This is a genomic window from Streptomyces fumanus (assembly GCF_014655295.1).
Lineage (GTDB): Bacteria > Actinomycetota > Actinomycetes > Streptomycetales > Streptomycetaceae > Streptomyces > Streptomyces fumanus.
This window is the reverse complement of the sequence record NZ_BNBI01000009.1, coordinates 365271-382946: the sequence shown is the minus strand read 5'-3', so window position 1 is coordinate 382946 and position 17676 is coordinate 365271. Positions and strand designations below refer to the sequence as shown.

General features: G+C 70.3%; 18 protein-coding genes. 1 reads left to right on the top strand and 17 read right to left on the bottom strand.

Annotated features, from left to right (window positions below; all coding sequences use genetic code 11):
• Positions 1-73 precede the first annotated feature (73 nt).
• Positions 74-3991 carry a DNA-directed RNA polymerase subunit beta' gene (locus IE316_RS21900; RefSeq protein WP_190206125.1) on the top strand — a complete coding sequence of 1306 codons (3918 nt, stop codon included), beginning with the start codon at positions 74-76 and terminating at the stop codon, positions 3989-3991.
• Between the two features lie 66 nt (positions 3992-4057).
• Here IE316_RS21900 and IE316_RS21895 read toward each other — a convergent pair whose 3' ends face one another.
• The 17 genes from IE316_RS21895 to IE316_RS21815 all read right to left on the bottom strand — a co-directional run bounded on the left by IE316_RS21895 (position 4058) and on the right by IE316_RS21815 (position 17605).
• Positions 4058-4309: a hypothetical protein gene (locus tag IE316_RS21895; RefSeq protein WP_190206124.1), complete on the bottom strand. Its 252-nt coding sequence runs from the start codon at positions 4307-4309 to the stop codon at positions 4058-4060.
• Positions 4306-4554 carry a hypothetical protein gene (locus IE316_RS21890; RefSeq protein ID WP_190206123.1) on the bottom strand — a complete coding sequence of 83 codons (249 nt, stop codon included), beginning with the start codon at positions 4552-4554 and terminating at the stop codon, positions 4306-4308. Before IE316_RS21890 ends, IE316_RS21895 begins: the two co-directional genes overlap by 4 nt.
• Positions 4555-4559: 5 nt before the next feature.
• Positions 4560-5432, bottom strand: a complete 873-nt coding sequence (locus IE316_RS21885; protein ID WP_190206122.1) for a peptidoglycan-binding protein — start codon at positions 5430-5432, stop codon at positions 4560-4562.
• 77 nt (positions 5433-5509) lie between these two features.
• Positions 5510-6373: a peptidoglycan-binding protein gene (locus tag IE316_RS21880; protein WP_190206121.1), complete on the bottom strand. Its 864-nt coding sequence runs from the start codon at positions 6371-6373 to the stop codon at positions 5510-5512.
• Positions 6374-6411: 38 nt separating this feature from the next.
• Positions 6412-7860, bottom strand: a complete 1449-nt coding sequence (locus IE316_RS21875; RefSeq protein ID WP_190206120.1) for a phage tail protein — start codon at positions 7858-7860, stop codon at positions 6412-6414.
• Between the two features lie 30 nt (positions 7861-7890).
• Entirely contained in the window at positions 7891-8625 is a 735-nt protein-coding gene (locus IE316_RS21870; protein ID WP_190206119.1) for a hypothetical protein, read from the bottom strand.
• Between the two features lie 3 nt (positions 8626-8628).
• Positions 8629-9753 carry a hypothetical protein gene (locus tag IE316_RS21865; protein WP_190206118.1) on the bottom strand — a complete coding sequence of 375 codons (1125 nt, stop codon included), beginning with the start codon at positions 9751-9753 and terminating at the stop codon, positions 8629-8631.
• A 10-nt stretch (positions 9754-9763) separates the two neighbouring features.
• Entirely contained in the window at positions 9764-10969 is a 1206-nt protein-coding gene (locus tag IE316_RS21860; protein WP_190206117.1) for a hypothetical protein, read from the bottom strand.
• A 58-nt stretch (positions 10970-11027) separates the two neighbouring features.
• On the bottom strand, positions 11028-11984 hold the full coding sequence (locus IE316_RS21855; RefSeq protein ID WP_190206116.1) for a phage distal tail protein: 957 nt from the start codon (positions 11982-11984) through the stop codon (positions 11028-11030).
• Positions 11985-12042: 58 nt separating this feature from the next.
• Complete coding sequence (locus IE316_RS21850) at positions 12043-13317, bottom strand: phage tail tape measure protein (protein WP_190206115.1); 1275 nt, start codon at positions 13315-13317, stop codon at positions 12043-12045.
• A complete protein-coding gene (locus tag IE316_RS21845) occupies positions 13314-14507 on the bottom strand; it encodes a phage tail protein (RefSeq protein WP_190206114.1) in 1194 nt (397 codons plus the stop codon). Before IE316_RS21845 ends, IE316_RS21850 begins: the two co-directional genes overlap by 4 nt.
• Positions 14508-14528: 21 nt before the next feature.
• Positions 14529-15278: a hypothetical protein gene (locus IE316_RS21840; protein ID WP_190206113.1), complete on the bottom strand. Its 750-nt coding sequence runs from the start codon at positions 15276-15278 to the stop codon at positions 14529-14531.
• A 61-nt stretch (positions 15279-15339) separates the two neighbouring features.
• Positions 15340-15594: a hypothetical protein gene (locus tag IE316_RS21835; protein ID WP_190206112.1), complete on the bottom strand. Its 255-nt coding sequence runs from the start codon at positions 15592-15594 to the stop codon at positions 15340-15342.
• Positions 15595-15721: 127 nt separating this feature from the next.
• Entirely contained in the window at positions 15722-15922 is a 201-nt protein-coding gene (locus IE316_RS21830) for a hypothetical protein (protein WP_190206111.1), read from the bottom strand.
• A gap of 231 nt (positions 15923-16153) precedes the next feature.
• Complete coding sequence (locus IE316_RS21825; protein WP_190206110.1) at positions 16154-16561, bottom strand: hypothetical protein; 408 nt, start codon at positions 16559-16561, stop codon at positions 16154-16156.
• Between the two features lie 65 nt (positions 16562-16626).
• Entirely contained in the window at positions 16627-16917 is a 291-nt protein-coding gene (locus tag IE316_RS21820) for a hypothetical protein (RefSeq protein ID WP_190206109.1), read from the bottom strand.
• A gap of 82 nt (positions 16918-16999) precedes the next feature.
• Positions 17000-17605, bottom strand: a complete 606-nt coding sequence (locus tag IE316_RS21815; RefSeq protein ID WP_190206108.1) for a phage tail tube protein — start codon at positions 17603-17605, stop codon at positions 17000-17002.
• Positions 17606-17676: the final 71 nt, after the last annotated feature.

The window sequence follows — 17676 nt, the reverse complement described above, 5'->3', positions numbered from 1 at the left end:
ATCAAGGCCCGCCGGCCCCAGGACCCCCGTATCAGACCCCAAGACTTACAACCCTGAGAGGGATTGACGCATAGTGCTCGACGTCAACTTCTTCGATGAGCTCCGGATCGGCCTGGCCACCGCTGACGACATCCGTCAGTGGAGCCACGGCGAGGTCAAGAAGCCCGAGACCATCAACTACCGCACCCTCAAGCCGGAGAAGGACGGACTCTTCTGCGAGAAGATCTTCGGCCCCACCCGGGACTGGGAGTGCTACTGCGGCAAGTACAAGCGCGTCCGCTTCAAGGGCATCATCTGCGAGCGCTGTGGCGTCGAGGTCACGCGCGCCAAGGTGCGCCGTGAGCGGATGGGCCACATCGAGCTGGCCGCCCCCGTCACGCACATCTGGTACTTCAAGGGCGTCCCGTCGCGGCTGGGCTACCTGCTCGACCTCGCCCCGAAGGACCTGGAGAAGGTCATCTACTTCGCCGCGTACATGATCACGTACGTGGACGAGGAGCGCCGCACCCGCGACCTGCCCTCGCTGGAGGCGCACGTCTCCGTCGAGCGCCAGCAGATCGAGCAGCGCCGCGACGCCGACCTGGAGGCCCGGGCCAAGAAGCTCGAGACCGACCTGGCCGAGCTGGAGGCCGAGGGCGCCAAGGCCGATGTGCGCCGCAAGGTGCGCGAGGGCGCCGAGCGCGAGATGAAGCAGCTCCGCGACCGCGCCCAGCGCGAGATCGACCGCCTCGACGAGGTGTGGAACCGGTTCAAGAACCTCAAGGTCCAGGACCTGGAGGGCGACGAGCTGCTCTACCGCGAGCTGCGCGACCGCTTCGGCACCTACTTCGACGGCTCGATGGGCGCCGCGGCGCTGCAGAAGCGCCTGGAGTCCTTCGACCTGGAGGAAGAGGCCGAGAAGCTCCGCGAGATCATCCGTACCGGCAAGGGCCAGAAGAAGACCCGCGCGCTCAAGCGCCTCAAGGTCGTCTCCGCGTTCCTGCAGACCAGCAACAGCCCCAAGGGCATGGTGCTGGACTGCGTGCCGGTCATCCCGCCGGACCTGCGTCCGATGGTGCAGCTCGACGGTGGCCGCTTCGCCACCTCCGACCTCAACGACCTGTACCGCCGCGTCATCAACCGCAACAACCGCCTGAAGCGGCTTCTCGACCTCGGCGCGCCCGAGATCATCGTGAACAACGAGAAGCGCATGCTCCAGGAGGCCGTCGACGCGCTCTTCGACAACGGCCGCCGCGGCCGCCCGGTCACGGGCCCCGGCAACCGTCCGCTGAAGTCGCTGTCCGACATGCTCAAGGGCAAGCAGGGCCGCTTCCGCCAGAACCTGCTCGGCAAGCGCGTGGACTACTCCGCGCGTTCCGTGATCGTCGTCGGTCCGCAGCTCAAGCTGCACCAGTGCGGTCTGCCGAAGGCGATGGCGCTGGAGCTGTTCAAGCCGTTCGTGATGAAGCGGCTGGTGGACCTCAACCACGCGCAGAACATCAAGAGCGCCAAGCGCATGGTCGAGCGCGGCCGCACGGTCGTGTACGACGTGCTGGAAGAGGTCATCGCGGAGCACCCGGTGCTGCTGAACCGCGCGCCCACCCTGCACCGCCTCGGCATCCAGGCGTTCGAGCCGCAGCTCGTCGAGGGCAAGGCCATCCAGATCCACCCGCTCGTGTGCACCGCGTTCAACGCGGACTTCGACGGTGACCAGATGGCCGTCCACCTGCCGCTCTCCGCGGAGGCGCAGGCCGAGGCCCGCATCCTCATGCTGTCCTCGAACAACATCCTCAAGCCGGCCGACGGCCGTCCGGTGACGATGCCGACCCAGGACATGGTCCTCGGTCTGTTCTTCCTCACCACCGACGGCGAGGGCCGGGACGTCAAGGGCGAGGGCCGGGCGTTCGCGTCCGTCGCCGAGGCCATCATGGCGTTCGACGCGGGCGAGCTGTCGCTCCAGGCGAAGGTCGACATCCGCTTCCCGGTGGGCACCATCCCGCCGCGCGGCTGGACCCCGCCGGCGCCCGAGGAGGGCGCGGAGACCGAGGGCGGCACCGGCGAGTGGCAGCAGGGCGACCCGTTCACCCTGCGCACCACGCTGGGCCGGGCGCTCTTCAACGAGCTGCTGCCCGAGGACTACCCGTTCGTCGACTACGAGGTCGGCAAGAAGCAGCTCTCCGAGATCGTCAACGACCTCGCCGAGCGTTACCCGAAGGTCATCGTGGCGGCGACGCTCGACAACCTGAAGGCGTCCGGCTTCTTCTGGGCGACCCGCTCCGGTGTCACCGTGGCCATCTCCGACGTCGTCGTTCCCGAGGCGAAGAAGGAGATCGTCAAGGGCTACGAGGCGCAGGACGAGAAGGTCCAGAAGCAGTACGAGCGCGGTCTGATCACCAAGGACGAGCGCACGCAGGAGCTCATCGCGATCTGGACCAAGGCGACCAACGAGGTCGCCGAGGCGATGAACGACAACTTCCCGAAGACCAACCCGATCTTCATGATGGTGAACTCGGGCGCCCGAGGGAACATGATGCAGATGCGGCAGATCGCCGGTATGCGCGGTCTGGTGTCCAACGCCAAGAACGAGACCATCCCGCGGCCCATCAAGGCGTCGTTCCGTGAGGGTCTGTCCGTGCTGGAGTACTTCATCTCCACGCACGGTGCCCGTAAGGGTCTGGCGGACACCGCCCTGCGGACCGCCGACTCGGGTTACCTCACCCGTCGTCTGGTGGACGTCTCCCAGGACGTCATCATCCGCGAGGAGGACTGCGGCACCGACCGCGGCCTGCGCCTCAGGATCGCCGACCGCAACGCCGAGGGCACCCTGCTCAAGGCGGAGAACGTCGAGACGTCGGTGTACGCCCGCTGCCTCGCCGAGGACATCGTGGTCGACGGCAAGGTGCTGGCCCCGGCCGGTACCGACCTCGGCGACGTGCTCATCGACGAGCTGGTCAAGCACGGCGTCGAGGAGGTCAAGACCCGCTCGGTCCTGACCTGCGAGTCCGCCGTCGGCACCTGCGCCATGTGCTACGGCCGCTCGCTGGCCACCGGCAAGCTGGTCGACATCGGTGAGGCGGTCGGCATCATCGCCGCCCAGTCCATCGGTGAGCCCGGCACCCAGCTCACGATGCGTACCTTCCACACCGGTGGTGTGGCCGGTGACGACATCACGCAGGGTCTGCCGCGTGTCGTCGAGCTGTTCGAGGCGCGTACCCCGAAGGGTGTCGCCCCGATCTCCGAGGCCAGCGGCCGGGTGCGGATCGAGGAGACCGAGAAGACCAAGAAGATCGTCATCACGCCGGACGACGGCAGCGACGAGACGGCCTACCCGATCTCCAAGCGCGCCCGTCTGCTGGTGGGCGAGGGCGACCACGTCGAGGTGGGCCAGAAGCTCACCGTGGGTGCCACCAACCCGCACGACGTGCTGCGCATCCTGGGCCAGCGGGCCGTCCAGGTCCACCTGGTCGGCGAGGTCCAGAAGGTCTACAACTCGCAGGGTGTGTCGATCCACGACAAGCACATCGAGATCATCATCCGGCAGATGCTGCGCCGTGTGACGATCATCGAGTCCGGCGACGCCGAGCTGCTGCCCGGCGAGCTGGTCGAGCGCTCGAAGTTCGAGACCGAGAACCGGCGTGTGGTCCAGGAGGGCGGTCACCCGGCCTCGGGTCGTCCGCAGCTCATGGGTATCACCAAGGCATCGCTGGCGACGGAATCCTGGCTGTCGGCCGCCTCCTTCCAGGAGACGACCCGAGTCCTGACGGACGCGGCGATCAACGCCAAGTCCGACAGCCTCATCGGCCTCAAGGAGAACGTCATCATCGGTAAGCTCATCCCGGCCGGTACGGGCCTGTCCCGTTACCGCAACATCCGGGTCGAGCCGACCGAGGAGGCCAAGGCGGCGATGTACTCGGCCGTCGGCTACGACGACATCGACTACTCGCCGTTCGGCACGGGCTCCGGCCAGGCGGTGCCGCTGGAGGACTACGACTACGGTCCGTACAACCAGTAAGGTCCGGGTCTGCTGAAGGGCGGTCACCCCTGGTGGGGTGGCCGCCCTTCGGCGTGTGTACGGGTTTCAGCGGGTGGTCAACTGCAGGGCGGCGAGCGCCGTCGTGGCCAGGGTGGCCAGGACGCCGATGCTTGCCAGCGGCCAGCGGGAGCGTTCCAGGGCGTCCAGTCGTTGTTCATGGTCGGCGAGCTGCTTGTCGCTCTGGTCGCTGCGCTGGACCAGCAGGGCGAGGGAGCCGTCGACCCGGGCGAAGCCCGCTTCCACCGTGCCGCGCAGGCGCTCCAGTTCGACGGCCACGGTGGCTTGATCGTCGCTCATGTCGTGCTCTTCTCGTTCGGGTTCCGTTCGGGTGCCTCCGTGCGCAGCCAGGCGGGGAGGCGGGACTGCACGGCCGGCATCGCCATCACCCGGGTCACCGCGCCGGACACGGCCAGGGCTCCGGCGACCCACGGCAGACTGCGGGGCAGCCCGGCCGCGTCGATCAGTGACGGCAGCAGGACGCACAGGGCCACGGCGGTCTGGACGACCGTGCGCAGGGTCCGTCGGGTGGTGTCGTCGCTCATGCGGCTCACTTTCCGCCGGTGTACGGCACCTTGAGCGCCGCCCACGAGGTGGCGCCCGGCCAGCCGTCGGCGTCCGCGCCGGTGTAGCCGAGCTTGCGCTGCCACTTGGCGTAGCTGTCGCGGTCCGCGTCGGTCCACCGCGGGCCGGGGCCCTCGGCGTAGGCGGAGCAGCCCTCGGCGACCAGGCGCTTGCCCATCGCCGTGACGATCGGCGACTTCGGCTTGTTCTTGAACCAGGCGGCGCCCGGGAAGGGCTGGTACCGCGGGGTGGTCGTGGCCGGCTTCTCGCCGAGGAGGGTTTCGACCCGGGCGCGCAGGGACGACATCGTGACGCCGCGCGGGTCGATCTTGGTGCTGGTCCACTCCTTGTGGCCGATGACGGAGGCCGCGCTCCAGCCGTGCGCCCGGCAGATCGCGGCCGCGGTGCGGGCGATGGCGTCGAGCTGGGCCTCGGGCCAGGGGTCCCGGCCGTCGCCGAGGTTGACGCACTCGAAGCCGTAGAAGCGGGTGTTGCCGTCCGTGTTCCGCTGGTTCGGGGCGGGCAGGGCAGCGCGCTCGGCGATGACGGCGGCCAGGACGTCGGCGTCGCCGCTGCCGGCGTGGTTGGCGCGGCCGTTGCCGACCAGGTGGACCGTGCCGTCCTTGGCGATGACGCCGTGGCAGAGCGGACCGGGCAGGTCCGGGCGGCCGTTGTAGCAGAGGCTGACGGTGGCCGCGGTGCCGGAGGTGACGGTGTGGTGGATCATCACGCCGTTGACCGGGCCCCAGGCGCCCTTGCCGTTGCGGTTGTGGGTGCGCCAGCCGGTGTGCTCGACGACGGTGACGCCCTCGGCGGTCAGGGCGCTGACCAGGGCGGTGGCGGACAGGGGTGTGGACATGGCTGCTCCGGGGTGGGGCGGACGGGAGCGCCCCGCCGCCGCCCGGGGCGGAGCGGCGGCGGGGCGGGAGGGGTGGATCAGGCGGTGTACGGGACCTTCAGGGCGTTCCACGAGGTGGCGCCCGGCCAGCCGTCGGCGTCGGCCCCGGTGTACCCGAGCTTCCGCTGCCACAGCGCGTACGAGGCGCGGTCCGCCTCGCTCCACTGCGGACCGGGGCCCTCCTCGTAGGCGGAGCAGCCCTGGGCGACGAGCCGGCCGCCCATCGCGGCGACGATGGTGGAGTTGGGGGCGGACTTGAAGAAGGCGTCGCCGGGGAACGGCTGGTAGCGCGTGGCGCTGCCGCCCGGCGCGGCGGCGAGCAGGGCGGCGACCCGATCGCGCATCGACGCCATCGAGAAGCCCTTGGGGTCGATCTTGCGGATGGTCCACTCCAGGTGGCCGATGACGGAGGCGGCGCTCCAGCCGTGGGCCCGGCAGAGTGCGGCGCAGACCCGGGAGATGGCCTTCAACTGGGCTTCGGGCCACGGGTCGGAGCCGTCGCCGAGGTTGACGCACTCGAAGCCGTAGAAGCGGGTGTTGCCGTCGACGTCGTCGCTGTTCGGCGCGGGCAGCGCGGTCTCGGCGACGACGGCGTCGAGTACGTCGGCGTCGCCGCTGCCGGCGTGGTTGGCGCGGCCGTTGCCGACCAGGTGGACCGTGCCGTCCTTGGCGATGACGCCGTGGCAGAGCGGGCCGGGCAGCTCGCTGGTGCCGTCGTAGCAGAGGTCGACGGAGGCGTCGGTGCCGGAGGTGACGGTGTGGTGCACCATCACGCCGTTGACCGGGCCCCAGGCCCCGACGCTGTTGCGGTTGTGGGTGCGCCAGTCGCCGTGTTCGACGACGGTGACGCCCTCGGCGGTCAGCGCGGTGACCAGGGCGTCGGCGGGCAGAGGGGTGGCCATGGTGGTACTCCTTCACAGGAAGGCCGGACGGGGAGGGGTCAGGAGACGGCGGCCCAGATCGCGTTGGCGTCGGCCACGATCGTGGACGGGGTGAACGAGGTGGGCAGCGCGGTCAGGCCGGTGGTGGGCAGGCGGCCGTGCCGGACGAAGGCGCCGGGCATCCGGGCGCTGCCGCCCGGGAAGCTGCCCATGCTGGCGCCGACCATGAAGCCGGGGCCGTTGGTCCGCGGGTCGGGGCCGTTGATCAGCAGCGCGACCCAGTAGTTGCCGGCGGCGGCGGCGTAGGCGGTGGTCAGCTTCAGGACGAACGTGGTGCCCTCGGTCGCGGTGATCAGCGTGTTCAGCGTGCCGGTGACGCCGACCCGCTTGCCCGCGCTGTCGTAGAGCCCGGCGAAGGAGGTGGCGGCGAGACCGGTGCCGGCGTAACCGGCCACGTAGAAGCAGACGTTGTTGATGGTGCCGGCCGTGGTCAGCGGCACCCCGATGAGGTACACGTTGCCGTTGATGCAGTACTGGGCGGTGGACGGGGAGGATGCCGCCGGGTCGAACGCCCACGCCTTGAAGCCCAGCGCGGCCGGGGTCCACACGCCCGAGGAGGCCCGGGTGTCGACGTACGACCGGCGCACCAACTGGTTGTCGGTGGCCGGGTCGGCGGTGACGGCGGGGACGGTGGAGAAGGTCTTGGCACCCGCGACGGTCTGGGTGCCGGTGAGCAGGACGGCCTGGTCGGCGGGGACCGCCCCGAGACCGGAGGCGGTCAGGGTGACCGCGCCGGTCTGCCCGTTGACGGAGAGCACCGGCGCCCCGTCGATGGCCAGGTAGCGGGCGTCGGCCGCGGCCGGGGTGAGCGCCCCGAGGTCGGCGGCGGCCAGGGTGACCGCGCCGGTCCGGCCGTTGACCGAGGTGACGCCGTCGCCGGTGCCGTCGGGGAGCTGGGTGAGCGGCACCTTGCCGGTGGCGTCGAGCTGGGCGACTCCGCTCGGCTGGCCGGCCGCCGCGGCGGGGAGGGCGCCGACCTCGGAGGCGGTCAGGATGATGTCGGCCTCGGTGTGGCCGTTGACCGAGCGGACCGGACCGGCCGGACCCTGCGGCCCCGGTTCGCCCTGGGGGCCCTGCGGGCCGGGCACGGTCACGTACTGGGGGCCGGCCGGGTCGGCGGGCGCGAGGTCGGCGAGGTCCACCTCGGGCACGGACTGGGCCAGGGCGATGCGGTAGGTACGGGTCCTGGACAGGCCGTTCAGACGCTCGGTGACCGTGTACGTCCAGGCCAGCGGGTTCCACCCGTCGGCGTCGGTGGCGGGCAGCGTCACGTCGAGGCGGCCCTCGGCGTCGAGGCTCGCCGTCGTCGGGCCGCCGACGAAGACATCGGCGTCCGAGTGGGTGAGCAGGGACGGCGGCGCGAACTCGACGGTGCCGCCGAGCGGGCGGCCGTCGAGGGCGAGGTACTGGGCGGTGAGCCGGACGGTGGGGATGGATTCGGGCAGCACGAGGACTCCGTTGCTTCGTGGGAGGGGGCTTCAGGACTGGATGCCGTACAGCGCCCGCGGGACGCAGGCGACCGTGTCGCCGGCCGTCGCGACCTTGGCCTGGATCTCGAAGGAGACCGGGTCGCCGAAGGCGGCGGCGACGTCCCCGGTGAAGGCGGCGTAGAGCGTCGCGGTGCCGGTGACGGTCTGTTCGGCGGCGACCGGGATGCCGTCCACCAGCAGCCGTACGGCGGCGCCGACGCTGCCCGAGACCGCGACCTCGCACTGGACGCGCGGGTGCTGGGCGATGCCGGGACCGGCGTACAGGGTGGTCCAGTCGGTGGCGCCGGTCGACTCCCAGCGGGCGGTGTTCACCGGCACGGGCAGCGGGAACGCCAAGTAGGGCCGGGCCAGGCCGCCGCGGGACGCGTCGGTCGCCAGAAGCGTGTTGCCCTGGTGGTCGAGGACCCGCAACTGCTGGACGGGGCTGTTCACCGGGTCGGCGGTGATCAGCGACAGGGCCATCGAGCCGTCGTCGCGGCGCAGCTCCAGCCCCTGCTGGTACCGCTTGGCGTCGGTGTCCCGGTCCGGCTGCACCCGGCCGACCACGAACAGGTCGTCGCCGAGCGAGGTCCTGGCCCGGACGCGGCCCTGATCGCCGACGACGATGTCACCGGTGCCGACCTGGTTCATCGGCGGGCTGCTGTTGGCCGAGGCCATCAGCTCGCGGATGCGGCGCTCGATGTCCCGGATGCGGTCGAGGAGGTCGGTGGGGATGGTCGCCATGGATCACACGCCTTCCAGGTAGAGGGTGGCGGTCTCGGCCTTGCCGCGCTGCGGCGGTTCCACAGCGATGCCGACGACCCGGTACCGCTCGTCCCGCGGGTCCTGGTGCCACAGGTCGCGCAGCCGCAGCCGGACGCCGGCGCCGAGCAGCGCCGGGGTGATCCGGCCGTCCAGCTTGACGGTGATCTCCGGGATGACCTCGGGCATCCGCTGCTCGGCGAGCTGTGCCCGGGCCAGCGAGCGCAGCGTCGCCTCGTCGGTGACCCCGCTGTGGTCCGAGGTGGACTCCAGCCGGGGCCAGCCGTCCGCCAGGTCCTCGGGGGCCTCGACGGACACGGTGAGCGGCTGCGACTCCTCCGACTGGTCGCTGTTGGGCGAGTCGCCGCGGGCCACCCACACGTCGGCCTGCACGGTGGAGTCGGCCGGCAGGCTGTAGGTGATGACCTGGCCCGGGTGGTCCAGGACGATGTCCGAGGCGCTCGCGGTGATCCTCGGATGCCCGAGCTGGAGCCGCTTGGTCCGGCGTCCCTCGGGATCCCGGTAGCAGTGCACCCGCCACTCGAATCCGTCCGCCATCTGGGCGAGGGAGTCGAGGAGTTCCCGGATCCGGCTGAGCGAGGAGTAGGAGTAGGAGACGTCCCGCACCACCCCGGACATCTCGTGCCCGAGCTGGATGCCGATGTCGCCGCCCGGCTGGTCCTGGGCGTGCTCCACCAGCATCCGGGCTATCTCGAACTGGTCCAGCGCGGTGAAGGACTGCGGCCCGGACAGGATGCGGTGGTCGAGGTAGGAGTCGAAGGTGCCGGCCTGGAACGCGGCCTGCATCCGGCCGCGTTCGTCGCTGGACGGGGTGCAGGTCCACAGCACCCCGCCCCACCAGATGTCACCGTCCCGCTCCAGCCACACCGCGGTCCGGCCGGGTACCAGCGCGGCGCGGGCCCGGCGGGCCAGCGCGGCGTTCGGCAGCGGGACGGTGGCCGACAGCGAACCGGACTTGCCGATGTAGTCGTCGAACTTGGTGTCCGTCAGCGGCAGCACGTCGATCACCTGATCGGTGCGCAGATCGCAGAAGACGGCCCGGTAGACCGGGGTGAGCGGGACGTAGGCGGTACGGGGGGAACTCGTCACGCGGCGCTCCTCAGAGCATCGGGTCGACGCGGACGAACCGGTTGTCGAACCAGTGGTTGTTGGTCGTCGCGCTGGACGAGTACGCCGAGACGGCCGTGTACGTGGCGCCCGCGGTCAGCCCGGTGACCGGGAAGGTGGTGGTCACCGACTGGTTGCCGCGGTTGGTCACGATGGCCGACCGGGTCTCGGCGGCGCCCAGGCCGGTGACCAGGACCCCGCCCTTGCGGATGTTGACGGACATCCGGCCCCAGCCGCCCTCCACCGACGGCTGGCCCTGGAAGCCGACGGTGACCAGGACGCTCCCGGAGATCGGCGCGGTGAAGGTCGCGGTGACCGTCGGCCCGGTGGTCCCGGTCAGCGCCTCCGACCAGGTGGTCGTCTTGCAGTAGCCGCCGGCGTTGTTGTACGCGAAGACCGGGCTGGGCATCGCCGGCGTCCAGGCGGTGCCGTTCCAGCGCTCCAGCCGCCCGTTGTTGTCCCGGTACTGGCCGACGTAGGACCCGGTGGAGATCCGGCCCGTGGGGGCGATGCCGCCGAGCTGGGCCGGGTAGCTCACCCACTGGCTGCCGTCCCACCGCTGGAGCGCGGAACTGATGTCGCGGTACTGCCCCGGGTAGGCGCCGGACTCGGCGGTGTTGCCGTACAGCGGGAGGATGCCGCCAACGCCGACGGTCGTGGTGCGCAGGTCGGTGACGGCGGTGGCCCAGTCGATGCCGCCGGTGCCGACCGAGGAACCCGCCGGGACCAGCACGCTCGCCAGCGGCAGCGACGCCTCGGGGACCTGGGGGAGCGCGCGGGTGCCGTCGGTGGGGCCGCTCAGGACCTCCAGGACCGCCTCGGTGCGGCCGGAGTTGTCGAACTGGGCGTCGTAGACCCGCAGGACGACCAGGTCGGTCCGCGCGTTGTTGGCGTCACCGTCGGCGAGGGTGACGCTGGTGTAGTCGGTGAGGACGACCGGGTACGCCCCGGCGGTCTGGGAGCCCTGGACGACGGCCCGGCCCGGGGCGATCGTCGCGGTCATCCCGGCGGTGGAGCTGAACACGTAGAACGCCGACGTCAGCGACTTGCCGTCCGGGGAGCCCGGCAGCAGTCCGCTGCGGCCGGCCAGCCCGCTGACCGGGGTGACGGCGCCGAGGGGGGCGAGCCGGGTGTCGGCGCGGGACTGGCCGTTCTCGGCGTCGGTGCGGTTGACGAGCCATGCGGTGCGCAGGGGCATGGGGGTTCCTCTCTTGGTTTTCCACGGTGTCCGGTGGTGGGTGGCGGTGCGGGCGTGATCACCAGTGGGCGTCGCGCCAGCGGACGGTGACCGAGGCCGCGGCGGACGGGGTGACGTCGTCGGAGCGGAACGCCAGGTCGGTGGTGCCGGGTTCGAGCGTGAACAACTGCTCGGGGGACGAGTCCGGGGTGGCGGTGTAGATCCGGGAGGCGGTGCCGTTGAGCAGGACCGTGCCGGCCTCGGTGTCGACGGTGAGGAGGTCGCCGGGGCCGAGCGCCAGGTCGTACTGGAGCTGCCGGCCGTCGGAGAGCCGGGTCAGCGACGGCCGCTGCACCGGGCCGCGGAACTCGACGACCGGGCGGACCGAGGCGCCGCCCGCGTTGACGGCGGAGATCGAACCGGCGGTGCCGGCACCGCCCCAGTCCAGCGGCCAGGACAGCCCGGAACCGGCCGGGTCCTCCCAGACCAGGCCGGGTTCCGCGACCGGTAGACCGGTGAGCGCCTCGTGCAGAGCGGGGGCGTAGCGGCGCGGGTCGGTCGCGGTCCACTGGAGGCTGACCTTGGCGAAGCCCGCGGTGGCGTACGAGCGGTCCTGCGGGACGACCCGGCGGCTGACCCGGGCGCGCACGGCCAGCGTCTCGCCGAGCAGCCGGACCGCCAGCCAGCGTTCCTGGCCGTCGGGGCCGGTGGCGGCCCGGAACGCCGCGGCGGTGGCGAGCGGGTCGGTGCCGGCCGGCGGGGCGAGCCAGACGGTGGCGCCGATCAGCCGGGTCTGCGCCCAGCGGTCGCCGGGCCAGGCGCCGTGCTGGTCGGGCCGGAGTACGTCACCGAAGTCCAGCTCGGGCAGGTCGTCCCAGCCGGTGATGCCGGCGCGGTCGACGGGGTAAGGGGTGCCGGTTCCCATGAGGAGGCTGCCCCACTGGATCTGGCCGTCGAGGGTGATGAGGGAGCCGGGGGTGTCGTCGGAGCCGGGGGCGGAGCCGGAGACGGAGACGGGTGTGACGGTTGTGGCCATGGTGGGCCGTCACCTCGCTTGGGGTTGCTGGTGGACGGGGCGTGGCTTCTGGCGTCGTTCAGGCGGCGCGGCGCAGGAAGAGGAGGTCTTCCGCGACGGTCTGCGGGCTGCTGCCCTCGCGCTCCTCGTAGATCCGGACCCTGGTGCGGTCGGCGAGGAAGGCGGACCCGGTGGTGGCGGCGCGGGAGGGCGCGGGCAGGAAGCGGCTGAGCGAGGTGAGCGGCCGGACGCTGGAGCCGCCGGGCGCCGCGGCCGGGAGGACGACGCCGCCCTCGGCGAGCTGCGGGATCTTCGACAGATGGACGCCGAACTTCTTGCCGAAGAAGCTGAAGCTGAGGTGGTTGAGGCCGTCGATGACCCAGTTGGCGAAGGCGATGAGGCCCTGGATCGGGCCCTTGACCACACCGGCGACGGTCTGCGCACCGGTCGTCATGAACTGCCCGATGGCGCCGAGGGTGCGGGAGGTGGCGTCCTTGATCCGGGTGAACATCCGGGGGACGTCCTGGGTGATCCAGGTCAGCACCGGCCTGACCCGGTCCTTGAAGCCCCGCCAGATCGACGACACCTTGCCGCTGAGCGCCCGGGTGTCCCCGGTGGTCAGCGCCCTGAGCACGGCGAAGCCGGTGCCGATCAGGGCGCCGATGGCGGTGAGCGCGGTGGTGATGACGCCGAGGTAGGCGGTGACGTAGGTGTTCACCGCGCTCGCGATGGCCTTGAGCAGGGGCGTCATGACGGTCAGATAGCCCTCGACGTACGTCAGGATCAGCGCGGCGAGCTGCTCCATCAGCCGTTGCCCGGTCTCGGAGTTGACCGCCAGGTCGATGAGCCAGCCGGCGACCGGGAGGAGGAGGCCGGTGACGAAGCCGATGGGGTTGGCGCGGGTGAGGGCGTTGATCACCAGCATGACGCCGGAGCCGATGGTCATGGCGGTGCCGAAGGTGCCTAGGAGGGTGCCGAGGACGCCGGACGCCTCGATGAGGGCGCCGACGATCGCGAGGACCCCGCCGACGGCGGAACCGAGCTTGCCGAGGGCGGTGGAGGAGCGTTTGGCGTTGGTCGCCATGGCCTTGATGCGGGGGGCTGCGGTGGTGGCGGAGCGGCCTGCTCGGGTGAGGGAGCGGGCGGCGGCCTCGGCGTTCGTCTTGACGGTGCGCGTGGCGGTGGCGGCCTGGGCGGCGGCGGACCGGACGAGACCGGCGCCCGAGGCCGCGTTCTTGATCCGGCTGCTGAGAGTGCGTACGGCGGTGCGGGTCTGGTCGGTCCGGGAGCGCAGGGAGGTGATCGCCGGCATGAACCCGCGCAGCGGGTCGGCCGGTATGCTCGCGGCCGTCATCCGCGTGCCTTGGCCAGGAACTCCAGGGCATGGGCGGTCCGCCGGGGGCTGCTGGTCTCGGCGGCGTAATAGTGCTCGATGTACAGCGCGCTGTCCGCACCGGCGGACCCGGCGGCGTACGTCCGGGCTCCGGCGGCCCGGCGCAGCAACTGGTCGAGCTTGCTCAGCGGCAGGACGGCCTCCGCCTCACCGGCCTCGGCGAGGATCGCCGGGACGCCGCCGGAGCGGGGCATGACGACACCGCCGGTGGCGAGCATGGGGATCTTCGGCAGACTGACGCCGAAGGTCTTGCCGCCGACGCCGGGCACCCAGCCGGGGATCGAGACCTTGATGCCGTTGAGGGCGCCGATCGCGCGGTTGATGATGCCGATGACCGAGTTCAGCGGGCCCTTGACCGCGCTCTTGATGCCGTCGAAGGCGCGGCCGGCGATGCCCTTGAGCCCGCCCCAGATGCTGGACAGCTTGTCCTTGACGGCGCGGAAGGCGTTGGGGATCGCGGACTTGACCCAGTTGACGACCGGGGAGATGACGGCCTTGATGCCCTTCCAGACGCTGGAGACGACGGTCTTGATCGCCTTCAGCGCGGTGCTGATGACCTTTTTCCAGGTGTTGACATAGGTCTTGATGACCGTGGCGATGGCCTTGACGACCTTGGAGATCGCCGACTTGATGCCGTTCCAGACCGACTTGATCAGCTTCGCGGCGTTCTTCATGATCGGCCCGATGGCCTTCATGACGGTGCTGATCACGGACTTGATGACGTCGAAGGCGGTCTTGAGGACCTTCTGCATGGTCTTCGACTTGGTCGCCATCTCGACGACCTTCTGGATGAGCGGCATGAGCAGGTCCATGAGCATGCCGAAGAAGTTGCCCTTCATCGACTTGTTCATCTTGTCCTGGCCCTTGGCCGCCTTGCTCGCCCCGGACTCGTACTTGCCGAGGTTCTTCCCGGCGGTGCTACCGGTCTTCCCGGCCTTGGCGACCGACTTCTCGGCCTTGTCGGCGGCGGATTTGAGGTCCTTGAGCTCCTTCTCGGTGCTTTGGGACGCCGACTTCAGGGTCTTGAGCTGTCCGGCGCCCTTCTGGCTGGCGGTGCCCAGATTCTTGGCGGCGGTTCCGGCGGCGCTGGCCTTCTGCTTGAAGTCCTGAAGGGAGCCGGACGCCTTCTTCAGTGAACTGACGAGGCTCATGTGTTGTCTCCTGGACGGTGGTCAGCCCGCGGTCGCGGCCAGTTCACGCATTTCCCGGTTGAGGTTGCCGATCGAGCTGGCGAGCCCGCTGACGTTCTGATGGTTCTTCGCCGCGCTCTCCAGCTTCTTGGCGGCGGAGGCCATCTGGCGCATGGCGCGGGGGGTGGCGAGGCCGCGGACCTTGTCGCGGTAGGTGCCGATCTGAGAGTTGAGTTCCCGCATCGCGTCCGTGACGGCGGTGATGCGCTCTTCCGAGGGAAGGGCGACCGGCTGGGCGGCGCCGGTGCCGGCGGCCGCCTCCTCCGGCTTCAGTCCCCACCTTTTCGGTTTGCCGTTCGCCCTGGTTTGTCCATCTGGGAGGCGGCCGTAGTACTGCCGTTGACGTTCTTCCTCCGGCCGCTGGGCACCGAATACGAAGCCTTGCCGTTCTCGTCCCGTCCAGGCCAGAGTCAGTTTCTTGATTGATGCCGCGAGACCGACCATTATTCCGACGCCGGCGGTGACGGCGGTTGCGACGAGAAGGAACTTGGCTATTATGTCGCCACCTTTGGCGACGTCGAGAAACTCTTTGACCGGAGACATCTCCTTGACGAGATCTTTCCAGGTCTGAGGTTCTTCTTTCTTCTCCGGTCCTTTCTTTATGGCCTCCTCGAGGTCTTTGACCTTGGAGTCGAAGTGCTTAGTGGTCAGCGCCGACTTGTGGTGAGTGTCGAGTGCTGTCTCGACGTCGACCACCTTGTCGTACACCTCGTCAGTGGTGTGTTGTCCCACGGGTTGCTCCTTTTCGGCGGCCAAGCGAACCTGATGATGCGGTCAATGGACATGAAACGGGTCATAGTTGGCCCGTGGCGGAAAGATCATGCTCTTGTTCGTGCTGCGCGCTACCGGTAAGCTTCGCTGCGCCTGTACTGATAATTGGAGTGCGTGTGAGAGTCTGGTATTTTTTCTTGGCGACGGGAGTCTTTGCTGTCGCTTGCGTGTTCTTCTTTTTCGCTTTCGCGATATGGAGTTCCGGGCGGACGGATTCCAATGCCGTGCCGAGACCGAAGCTCGTGGCACTTGACATAGTCGCCGGTATGGCGCTCACAGGGCTTTGTCTGTGGATTCTGTCGCTCTGAGGTACTGAGCTGCCGAGGCGGAGGGGCGGACGCTGGGCGACTTCCGGAACCGTCGAAGCGTTCGAGGCTGGGGCGGGAAAGCGACGCGGTGTCGGGTTACCGCCGGTCGGCGCGTCGGGCCTCGCTCAAGGCGTCCGACCAGCCTGCCGCGTAGGCGCGTGACTCGCGGATGAGTAGTTCCTCGTACACCCGGTCGAGCAGGGTCTCGCTGTCAGGGGCCGGGGTGCGCAGGAGGTGGGCGAGACGGGCGTAGGTGTCGATCGGCTGATGCGGGGTGTCGCTGGTGCCAGTCGCCATGTCGGCCTGCCTTCCGGTCTGTCCGCTGGGCTGTGGTGCGGCCGGCGCACCGAGGCGATCGAGCCGTAAGGGACGTGTCCCGGCTGGACCTGCCCGGCGATCCTGAGACCGCCGGGCGGGACCGGGGACGTCGTGCGGGTGACCCGGGAAGCGGGCGGCCGGTGCCGCGGGGGACGGTCGGAGGCGCCGGACCCCCGCTGAACCCCGGGGCACGGACCGATGCGGGTCGGTTCAGCCGAAGAACCGGGCCAGTTCGGCCGGAGACGGAGACGGGGGAGCGGACGTGTTCGCAGCCGCGCCGACCGCGTGTTCGTCCGCGGCCAGGTCGGCGGACCGGCTCCCCTCCTCGTTCCCGCCCTCGGTCTCGTCCGTGTCCGCGTCCTCCGACGCATCCCCGGGGCGCGGCACCGGCACCGGCGGTTCCGGCTGGTCGCCCTCCTCCGAGTTGACGGAGGCGAACATCCAGTTGGCCGCCGCGAGATGGTCCACGGCGGCGGCCAGCAGATGGTCCGTCACCGACCAGTCGGCGGCCTCGCCGTGCAGGTCGCGGTTGAGGGCGCTGTCCCGTGGCAGGTGCTTGATGAGCACCGCGAGCCGCCGGCTGGAGAGGCGCTCGCGGTGCCAGTCGAGCAGATCCACCCCGTAGTGCCGGAGCAGATCCGCTTCAAGGGCCTCGGCGTGTTCGTCGACGAACCCGACGAGGCTCAGCCTTCCCCCAGGCCGAGCCCGGTCTCCTTGCCGTAAGCCTCCAGGATGGCGGCGATGTCCTGCATGGTGACCTCGTACTGCTCGAAGCGGGCGAACTGCTGCTCGCCCATGAGCAGGCGGAGCAGCCCGTCCACGTCGTTGTCGTCGAGCTTGCGCAGTGCCTTCGCGGTCGCGCGGGACAGTTCCGTGGGCAGGGTGAAGCTCTCGCCGTCGAGCTCGAACGACCAGGTGCGGCCGAGGGCTTCGAGGCGCTGGGCGCGGGCCGCGTTGACATCGAAACGGGACACAGAGGCTCCTTCGTGTGTGGCGTGGGAGGTGAAGAGAGAGGTGACGGGCGGGGCGGTGCCGGCCGCCCCGCCCGCCGGTGGATCAGGCCGCGGCGTACGCGCTGTCCTTCATCACGAAGCTGGCCAGCGGCGAACCGTCCGGCGCGGCCATCGCGGTGAAGGTGATACCGAGCTGCGCCGGGGCCTTGCGGGCCAGCTTGATGTCGTCGGCCGCGGTGACCTGGCCGCGCGGGATGCCGAAGCGGTACGTCACCGCCGTGCTGCCCGACCGGTCGGTGAACTCCAGGCCGAGGGCGCGGGCGTCGGCGTACGGACGGTCCGCGATGTCGTACTTGTAGACGCCCGAGGAAGTGGCGCCGCCCGCGCCGGCGATGCTGCCGCCGCCCATGAAGAACGGCAGCGTCTCCTCGTTGAACTGGAGCAGCGAGAACTTCAGCGTCAGGTCCCGGTCGGAGTAGACGAAGTGCACCGGGCTGACGACCTGCCAGACGTCGACCGGCTCCAGCTTGTCCTTCTTGCTGAAGGTGACGCCGTCGCCGGAGGTGTAGCCGAGGTCCTTCCAATCGGTGCCCCAGTCGCCGGCGGTGTCGGCGTCGGTGAACGTCTCCGGGATGGCCGTCCCGGGGGCGGCGATGAAGAGGCGTCCGGCGCCGGCGATACGGATCTCGGAGGTGTTGGTGCCTGCCATGCTCAATCTCCTTGTGAAGGGTGGGAAGGGGTGCCCGGGCCTGTGTGACGGCGTCCGGGCACGACGAAGGC

What these genes read in the sequence shown, in the direction of transcription:
- IE316_RS21895 (WP_190206124.1), bottom strand. Translation starts at nt 4,309, where the DNA reads ATGAGCGACGATCAAGCCACCGTGGCCGTCGAACTGGAGCGCCTGCGC.
- IE316_RS21890 (WP_190206123.1), bottom strand. Translation starts at nt 4,554, where the DNA reads ATGAGCGACGACACCACCCGACGGACCCTGCGCACGGTCGTCCAGACC.
- IE316_RS21885 (WP_190206122.1), bottom strand. Translation starts at nt 5,432, where the DNA reads ATGTCCACACCCCTGTCCGCCACCGCCCTGGTCAGCGCCCTGACCGCC.
- IE316_RS21880 (WP_190206121.1), bottom strand. Translation starts at nt 6,373, where the DNA reads ATGGCCACCCCTCTGCCCGCCGACGCCCTGGTCACCGCGCTGACCGCC.
- IE316_RS21870 (WP_190206119.1), bottom strand. Translation starts at nt 8,625, where the DNA reads ATGGCGACCATCCCCACCGACCTCCTCGACCGCATCCGGGACATCGAG.
- IE316_RS21860 (WP_190206117.1), bottom strand. Translation starts at nt 10,969, where the DNA reads ATGCCCCTGCGCACCGCATGGCTCGTCAACCGCACCGACGCCGAGAAC.
- IE316_RS21855 (WP_190206116.1), bottom strand. Translation starts at nt 11,984, where the DNA reads ATGGCCACAACCGTCACACCCGTCTCCGTCTCCGGCTCCGCCCCCGGC.
- IE316_RS21850 (WP_190206115.1), bottom strand. Translation starts at nt 13,317, where the DNA reads ATGACGGCCGCGAGCATACCGGCCGACCCGCTGCGCGGGTTCATGCCG.
- IE316_RS21845 (WP_190206114.1), bottom strand. Translation starts at nt 14,507, where the DNA reads ATGAGCCTCGTCAGTTCACTGAAGAAGGCGTCCGGCTCCCTTCAGGAC.
- IE316_RS21830 (WP_190206111.1), bottom strand. Translation starts at nt 15,922, where the DNA reads ATGGCGACTGGCACCAGCGACACCCCGCATCAGCCGATCGACACCTAC.
- IE316_RS21815 (WP_190206108.1), bottom strand. Translation starts at nt 17,605, where the DNA reads ATGGCAGGCACCAACACCTCCGAGATCCGTATCGCCGGCGCCGGACGC.